Below are 7,063 nucleotides of genomic sequence, written 5' to 3' on the forward strand. Positions count from 1 at the left end.
CGACCCACACTCAGCCCCTCCGGTCCCCATCGTTCGGGGCATGAGCTCGGTCCCGTGCATCAGACCGCGTCGCCCGCCGGCCCCGTGGGACTGCCCTCGGCGCAGGTCGCGGTCGAGCGGGATGTCGCCCACGTGCCTCCGCCGGCTGGCCTGCCGCCGACCTCACGCGAGGCGGCGCCGACCGAGGAGCCGGAGGCGGCCGAGGTGCACGATGAGGCGTCCTTGGTCGAGGATGCGGAAGTCGTTCTGCCCGTACCGCCCTTGCCGCCTTCGGACGATCCCCGTAGGCGTGGCCTCCGGCGGCGTGGCAAGGCCGGCTGACACCGAAATGGAGCACGCCATGAACGCCCCCTCGACTCGAAGCGCCGAGAACGACGACGTCGCCGCCGCTGGTCACCGCGAGCTCCTCGAGCTGCTCGAGGGCTACGCATCCCTGTCGCGCGACTACGCCGACGCTCGGGAGCCCCGGCTGGCGCTGCTCGCTATGTGGGCAGCGGACGTCCATGTGCTGCAGCTGCTGCTGCTGGAGAGCGGGCTGGACAGGGCCCCCGACCCGTCCGCGCAGCTGGCAGGCGTGGGGGAGGCGGTGAACAGGTCGCTGACCGGGATCAGCCTGGAAGGTGTGACACCGCGCCAGCTCCTCGAGCGGTCGCGAGAGGCCATGGTCGCCACCTTCGATCCATCCGTCCACGCCATGCTGGTGAACCGGTTCCAGTCCTTGAGCCATCTCGATGCCGTCGAGGGCCTCGAGGTCGATCCGCCGGACTTGGCGATGGAGCGAAGGCTCGACGGACGGACGTGCGCACAGCTCGTCGCGGACCTCGAGGCCACGGCCGAGGAGTGTGTGGCCGTGGCCGGGGCAATGATCGCCGGAGGTGACCTGGAGGGCGCGCTGCGCCAGATGCATCATGCCGACCTCGCCACCTTCGAGGCGTTCCTGCTGCGCACGGCGACGGAGTCCGGTGACCAGACCCTGGCATCGGTGGACCTGAGCTGGGACCTTGCAGCCGGTGCGTTCGCGGAGCACTCCACGCAGCCCGCCGGCGACGTCGACTTCGCGGCCATGGTGGTCACCTGGCGGGAGCGTCTGGTGGTGTTCGGCGGCTGGGCGCAGGCGGCACGCATGCGGGCGTCCTTCCTTCCCGTGCAGGTCCCATGAGCGAGCCGCTGATCCCCGTGCCGTTCTTCGTCGCGATCGTCGGTGTCCTGGGCCTGGTCGTGGGGTCGTTCCTCAACGTCGTCATCCATCGGGTCCCCATGGGCATGTCGGTCGTGAGACCGGGATCGAGCTGTCCGGTCTGCCACTCACCGGTCCGCATGCACGACAACGTCCCGGTGGTGTCATGGCTCCTGCTCCGCGGGCGGTGCCGTGACTGCGCGGCACCGATCGCGGTGCGCTATCCACTGGTCGAGCTCGCCACGGCAGTCCTCTTCGCACTGAGCGCCTGGCGCCTCGGGCCCTCCGTGTACGTCGGCGCCGTGCTCGTGCTGACGGCCGGAGCGGTGGCGCTGTTCATGATCGACCTCGACCACCAACGCCTGCCGTTCTCGATCACGGGCCTCGTCGCGGTGGGTGTCGTGGCAGCCCTGGCGATCGCGGCAGTGACCGGCAACGCCGGCCACGTCTCGCGAGCGATGCTGTCGACCGCTCTGTGGCTCGCGGTGTACGGCGGGATCCACCTGGCCACGAAGGGACGCGGCATGGGGCTCGGTGACGTGGCCCTTGCGCCGGTGCTGGGGCTGGTGCTGGGCTGGTCGGGATGGGGTGCGAGCCTCGTCGGTCTGCTCGCGGGCTTCACAGTCGGCGCTGTGGTCGGCGTCGGCCTGCTCGTCTCAGGGCGGGCCGACGCCCGGTCGCGTGTCCCGCACGGTCCATTCCTGCTCACCGGGGCCGCGGTGGGGCTGTTCATCGGGCAGCCGCTCTGGCGTGGCTACCTGCAGCTCTTCGGACTTGCCTGAGCCGGTGCTTGGAACGCCCCGTGGTCGTGGAGCGTCGTTCATAGAGCGGGAGACAGCGTCCCGGCGGACGACGTCAGGTCCGCACCCGAATCCATGACCTTGGACCCTTGGGTTCTCCGGTGGCCGCGACGGACTCTGGCGGGCAAGGGTGGTGGCCCGACTGCCGCTCAGGAATCTGGTCGGAGGTGAGGCTGATGTCGAACGGGATCCACGCCGTGGTGGGCGACACGTTGATCGTGCACAGCACGCACGTGGGCGAGACGGTCAGGGAGGCCGAGATCCTCGAGGCCCGGGGCGAGGACGGCGGTCCGCCATTCTTGGTGCGCTGGTCGGACTCCGGGCACGAGGGACTGATCTTCCCCGGTCCGGACGCCGAGGTCCAGCACGTCGAAGGGGAGAGCCTCGGCGGGCGAGACCCCGCCTGACCGTCAGGGCAGGTAGCCGGCCGGACCGCGGCGTCGGCGCACGCCCACGACCACGGGGTGGCCGCTCGGCGACTCGGTCACGCCTGCTCCCGACCCGCGTTACGAGCCGCGCTTGATCGCGATGGGCCGTGGTGCTGCTTCCTCGCCCTCGACCGGGGCCCGCACCTCGAGGATCCCGTCGTTGCAGGTCGCCTCGATCTGTTCGGGGCGGGCACCGACGGAATGCGCACCGTCCGGGTGAAGGACCCGTAGCGCATCTCCTGGCGGTTCTTGTCCCTCTTCTCCTCTCGGCGCTCGCCCTTGATGATCAACAGGTCGTCGTCGAGGGTGACAGTCACGTCGTTGTCAGGATCGATGCCGGGGAGCTCCGCACGGACGACGTACTTCCCGTCCTCGACGAAGTCCTCGACCGGTACGGCTGGGGCGGCGCCGATCTTCTTGGGGTTCAGCGGGCCTTCGTTCTCGAGCCAGTCCATGAGCTCGGCGAGTGGTCCCTGGGGTCGACGGGCAATGCTGCTGCTCATGCGTTCTCTCCTCTTCAGGTAGTGGTTTGGCTCTTCAGGCTGCTCGCCCGGCTCCGTCGTCGCACCTGTCATTGGTCCCGATCCGCCGGGCCCACCTGCTCTCCCGGTCAGCCGGCGTCGTTGAGCACCGCCAGGGGCCACTGGACCACGACCACGGGAGCCCGCGCACGGGGGCGACATGCCGTCCTGCGCGGGACATCGGGCCCCCGTCACCACCGATCTGCTTGACTTGCTGGAGTTTCTCCAGGGGGAGAAAGACTCATCAACCTATGTTGTCGCTGCGTGCTGTGCTGCACTCGCGGGTGTCGTTGGTCCTGGGTGCGGCCGTGGCTGTTGCCGTTCCGGTCCTGACCCTGCCAGGACTTCCGTCCGTGTCCCCATGGCCTGTCCTGCTGGGCCTGTTGCCCTGGGTCGTGGGCAAGTACGTCCTGTGCCCGCTGCGCTGGCGGGCCGTGACGAATGCGGACCTGGGGCGCTGGTGGCACACGCGTGCCTACGCGGAGTCCGAGCTGTTGGGCCTGCTGACCCCCGCTCATGTCGGGGCCGACCTCTGGCGGATGCGCCGCCTGACCCGTGCCGACGTCGGTCGCGGCGACGCACTGGCGAGCGTCGCGGTGGACCGGTTGGTGGGTGCCATCGGCCTGACGGTGTTCGTGGTCTTCGCCGGGGCGGCGCTCCCCGTGCGAATGCTGCTCGTCGCCCTGGGCATCGGCGCGGCGGGGATCCTCGTGCTGCTGGTGGTGCGGCGCGTCCGCCCGCAGCTGCTCCCGTCCGGACCACTGCCCCCGGCGAGGAGCCTCCTGCACGGGCTGGTCCTCTCGATGGCCTACCAGGCGACGATCGCCCTCCTGCTGCTCGGGACGCTGGGCGCGACCGGCCACACCCTCTCCCCGCTGGAGCTCCTGGGTGCCCTCGGTGCCAGCCAGGTCGCCGGCGTGGTGCCGGGACCCAACGGCGCGAGCCCGCGTGAGGGGGCCCTCGTCATGGCACTGGTCGCGCTGGGCATCCCCTGGACCGCCGCCGCTGCGGCGGTCAGCCTCAAGGCGTCCCTGGCCTGGCTGCCTGCCACGGCCCTCGGCGGCGCCAGCCTGATCGCCACCCGGCGGCTGGCCCGCCGGACCCCTGCCGTGGTGCCGGCTGCCGCCTGACGACCGTCCCTCGGACGACGGGACCTTGGCCCGGGGCCAGCGGCGCGTTCATTGCCCAGACTGAGGGTGAGGACAAGGAGGCGCCGTGGCGTGGTGGATCCTCAGACAGACCATCCTGGCCGTCGGTGCGATCGCGGCGTACTTCGGCGCCCGGGGCCTCACCAAGGGTTCAGTCGACGAGGCGCTTCGTCACTCCCAGGTCATCATCGAGTGCGAGCAGCGGCTCGGCATCTACGTCGAGGAGTCGGTCGCGGAGCCGATCGCGTCATCCCCGGTCCTCGCCACCCTCGCCAACTGGGTCTACATCGGGGGTCATTGGCCGCTGATCGTCACCACGATGGTGTGGAGCGGCATCTGGCACCCCAGGATCTTCGTCCGGCTCCGTGACGGCATGGTCGTGCCGGTCCTCATGGGCGTCGCGGTCGTGGTGACCGCGAACCACTACATCCTGGACGTGGTGGCCGGTGTCGTCCTGGTGCTGATCGGACACCTCGCGGCGCTGGCGCTGGCGCTGGAGCGGCGGCGGGACCGCCGGGCGGCCCTGGTCGCACGACCACCGGTCCGAGACGACGAGTCCGCCGAGAGAACTGCGCGGTGAGCACCGTCGCGATCGCTCACCGGGCCGGCAACTCGCTCGCCGGGCTCCACGAGGCCAATGTGCTCGGCGTCGACGTCATCGAGTGCGACATCCACCACCACCGCGGCCGGCTCGAGGTCAGGCACCTCAAGACCGCCGGCCCGCTGCCGTTCCTCTGGGACCGGTGGGAGCTGGCGTCGGCGTCGGCACCCCGCCTCGGTCTGCAGGAGCTGCTGGAGGCCGACCGGCACGGCACGACGTTCATGCTCGACCTCAAGGGGTGGGGGACCGGCGTGGGCGCCGCGGTCTCCCAGCTGCTCCACGAGAGCGGGCACGACCGACCGGTCATGGTCTGCGGCCGGCACTGGCCCGACGTCGAGGCGTTGGCGCGGCTCGCGCACGTGTGGCCCGTCCTGTCGGCGCGACGACCTCGTGAGCTGGCCGCCCTGGCGCACCGACTGCCGGGTCGGAGCTTCCACGGGGTCTCCGTCCACCGGTCCCTCCTGGACGCCGAGGTCGTGTCCCGTCTCCGGCGCCACGTTCCGCTCGTGATGAGCTGGCCGATCAACGATGTGCCGTCGATCGACCGGATGATCGGCATGGGGGTGGAGGGGATCATCAGTGACGAGCCCGCCGTCCTGGCCGAGGTGCTGCGTCGCCGGGGCCGACCTCACCCGGAGCGGTGACGGTGACCGTCGGGAGCGCCGCCGTCGCCCTCGATCGAGACGTGGGGGAGGATCCGGTCCAGCCAACGGGGCAACCACCAGGCCGCTCGGCCGAAGATGACCAACGCCGCCGGGGCGAGCGTGACCACGAGGATCCCCGCGAGCAGCACCGCGACCGAGAGCCCCACGCCGAACTGCTTGATCGTCGGGTCGCTGTCGAGGATGAAGCTCGCGAACACCGACGCCATGATCAGCGCCGCGGCCGTCGTGATCCGCGCGCTGGCCATCAGCGCCGAGTGCACCGACTCCGTGGCCTCCTCATCCCGGTGCACGTGCTGCTGGACGTGACTGACGAGGAACACCTCGTAGTCCATCGAGAGCCCGAAGAGGCCCGCGAACATCATCAACGGGACATAGCTCGCGATCGGGACCGTCGAGTCCGCGGTGTGGATCCCCAGCAACGAGATCCCCCACCCCCACTGGAATGCCGCAGTGAGGACCCCGAACGCGGCAGCGGCCGACAACAGATTCGTCACAGCGGCCTGCAGCGGGATCAGCAGCGACCGGAACGCCACCATCAGGAGCAGGAAGCCGAGCAGGATCACGGTGCCGATCACCAGCAGCAGCCGCGCGGAGATGAGCGAGGCGAGGTCGACGTACGACGCCGTGTACCCGCCGACGTACGACCGGATCCCACCCCCCTCGTTGGTCTTCGAGAGGACGGTGTCGCGGACGTGCGAGACGAGGCGGGCGGTGTCGTCGGACGCCGGCGCGGTCGACGGAATGGCCGACAGCAGGAAGACGTCGCCCTTCTTGTTGATCTGCGGCGGGGTCAGCGTGACGACCCCCTCGGTGTCGGAGAGGCCCTTCTGGAGCGTGACCACCCGAGTGTCGGTCCCGCGGTCGTCGCCGCCGGCGGCGGTCATCATCTGGGTGAGCTCGTCCTGCAGCTTCTCGGCCTGCTTCTTCTCGCGTTCGGCCTGCTCCTGCTGGGCCTTGAGCTGGTTGGCCTGCGCCTGCAGCGAGTCGGCCTGATCCTTCAGCGACGCCGCCTCCGCCTGCAGGACCGCCGCCTGGGCCTCGAGCTGATCACCCCGTGCCTGCAACGCGGCGCCCTGCCGCTCGAGCGCAGCCTTCCGCGCATCGAGCTGGTCCGCCCGGCGCTGGAGTGCGCCCGCCTGCGCCTGGAGCTGGTTCGCCTGGGCCTGGAGCGAGCGAGCCTGCGCCGCGAGCCGGCGCGCCTGGGCCTCGAGCGGCGCGAGCTGCCGGCGGACGGCGGACTCCCGCGCGCGCACCTGCACCAGCCGCGCCTCGACCCGATGGACCCGCCGGCGGCCGTGGTGATCCCCGCCTCCTGCGCCGCCTTGGTGGCGTCGAGGACGTCACGAGCGACCTCCTCGGTCAGCTCAACAGATCCGACGTCCATCAGGACCGGCGCGAACGCGGTCTGCTCGTCCTTCGACAGCAGGCCCGCGGTCTTCCCGCCGCTGCTCAGCGGATCGGTGACGCTGTGGACGTGCGGCTGCTTGCGGATCTGCTTGACCGCGGCCTCGACGGCGTGGGAGTTCGCGGCGTCGGTGAGCTTGCCCTTCGGGACGTCGAAGACGATCGGGTTGGCGCCGTTCTGCTGCGGCGGGAACTTCTCGGTCAGGAGGTCCTTGGCGTCCTGGCTGCCCGTCCCGGGCAGGGCGAGGTCGTTGCTCGTCTGCGCACCGACGGTCGACGCGGCGCCCACGACGGCGATCAGGACGGCGGCCCAGATGCC

At 70.8% G+C, this 7,063-nt stretch carries 8 protein-coding genes and 1 pseudogene; 6 read left to right on the plus strand and 3 right to left on the minus strand.

The window, feature by feature from the left end; genetic code table 11:
- Positions 1 to 340: 340 nt before the first annotated feature.
- From JWQ91_RS07340 to JWQ91_RS07350, 3 genes are all read left to right on the plus strand, one after another.
- Entirely contained in the window at positions 341 to 1,159 is an 819-nt protein-coding gene (locus JWQ91_RS07340) for a hypothetical protein (protein ID WP_297782209.1), read from the plus strand.
- Positions 1,156 to 1,959 carry an A24 family peptidase gene (locus JWQ91_RS07345; RefSeq protein WP_297782210.1) on the plus strand — a complete coding sequence of 268 codons (804 nt, stop codon included), beginning with the start codon at positions 1,156 to 1,158 and terminating at the stop codon, positions 1,957 to 1,959. The genes JWQ91_RS07340 and JWQ91_RS07345 overlap by 4 nt, the downstream gene beginning before the upstream one ends.
- A 194-nt stretch (positions 1,960 to 2,153) precedes the next feature.
- Positions 2,154 to 2,384, plus strand: a complete 231-nt coding sequence (locus tag JWQ91_RS07350; protein WP_297782211.1) for a DUF1918 domain-containing protein — start codon at positions 2,154 to 2,156, stop codon at positions 2,382 to 2,384.
- Positions 2,385 to 2,461: 77 nt separating this feature from the next.
- On the opposite strand, the gene JWQ91_RS07355 is transcribed toward JWQ91_RS07350, so the two are convergent.
- A complete protein-coding gene (locus JWQ91_RS07355) occupies positions 2,462 to 2,908 on the minus strand; it encodes an Hsp20/alpha crystallin family protein (RefSeq protein ID WP_297782212.1) in 447 nt (148 codons plus the stop codon).
- Positions 2,909 to 3,177: 269 nt separating this feature from the next.
- Here JWQ91_RS07355 and JWQ91_RS07360 point away from each other — a divergent pair, with 269 nt between their 5' ends.
- From JWQ91_RS07360 to JWQ91_RS07370, 3 genes are all read left to right on the plus strand, one after another.
- The gene (locus JWQ91_RS07360) at positions 3,178 to 4,056 is read left to right on the plus strand and encodes a lysylphosphatidylglycerol synthase domain-containing protein (protein ID WP_297782213.1); all 879 of its coding nucleotides are present in this window, start codon (positions 3,178 to 3,180) and stop codon (positions 4,054 to 4,056) included.
- Between the two features lie 85 nt (positions 4,057 to 4,141).
- Positions 4,142 to 4,654: a phosphatase PAP2 family protein gene (locus tag JWQ91_RS07365; RefSeq protein ID WP_297782214.1), complete on the plus strand. Its 513-nt coding sequence runs from the start codon at positions 4,142 to 4,144 to the stop codon at positions 4,652 to 4,654.
- Complete coding sequence (locus tag JWQ91_RS07370) at positions 4,651 to 5,319, plus strand: glycerophosphodiester phosphodiesterase (RefSeq protein ID WP_297782215.1); 669 nt, start codon at positions 4,651 to 4,653, stop codon at positions 5,317 to 5,319. The genes JWQ91_RS07365 and JWQ91_RS07370 overlap by 4 nt, the downstream gene beginning before the upstream one ends.
- On the opposite strand, the gene JWQ91_RS07375 is transcribed toward JWQ91_RS07370, so the two are convergent.
- Both JWQ91_RS07375 and JWQ91_RS16470 read right to left on the minus strand, forming a co-directional pair.
- Positions 5,304 to 6,599, minus strand: coding sequence for an MMPL family transporter (locus JWQ91_RS07375; RefSeq protein ID WP_297782216.1), 1,296 nt, complete (start codon positions 6,597 to 6,599; stop codon positions 5,304 to 5,306). The genes JWQ91_RS07370 and JWQ91_RS07375 overlap by 16 nt on opposite strands.
- An 80-nt stretch (positions 6,600 to 6,679) precedes the next feature.
- A pseudogene (locus JWQ91_RS16470) lies at positions 6,680 to 7,033 on the minus strand (MMPL family transporter); the annotation flags it as partial.
- Positions 7,034 to 7,063 lie beyond the last annotated feature (30 nt).

This window comes from Aeromicrobium sp. (assembly GCF_025965075.1).
Classification (GTDB): Bacteria; Actinomycetota; Actinomycetes; order Propionibacteriales; family Nocardioidaceae; genus Aeromicrobium.

Excerpts from the sequence above, each read along its gene's own strand:
- JWQ91_RS07340 (WP_297782209.1), top strand. The coding sequence starts at position 341 with ATGAACGCCCCCTCGACTCGAAGCGCCGAGAACGACGACGTCGCCGCC.
- JWQ91_RS07345 (WP_297782210.1), top strand. The coding sequence starts at position 1,156 with ATGAGCGAGCCGCTGATCCCCGTGCCGTTCTTCGTCGCGATCGTCGGT.
- JWQ91_RS07350 (WP_297782211.1), top strand. The coding sequence starts at position 2,154 with ATGTCGAACGGGATCCACGCCGTGGTGGGCGACACGTTGATCGTGCAC.
- JWQ91_RS07355 (WP_297782212.1), bottom strand. The coding sequence starts at position 2,908 with ATGAGCAGCAGCATTGCCCGTCGACCCCAGGGACCACTCGCCGAGCTC.
- JWQ91_RS07360 (WP_297782213.1), top strand. The coding sequence starts at position 3,178 with ATGTTGTCGCTGCGTGCTGTGCTGCACTCGCGGGTGTCGTTGGTCCTG.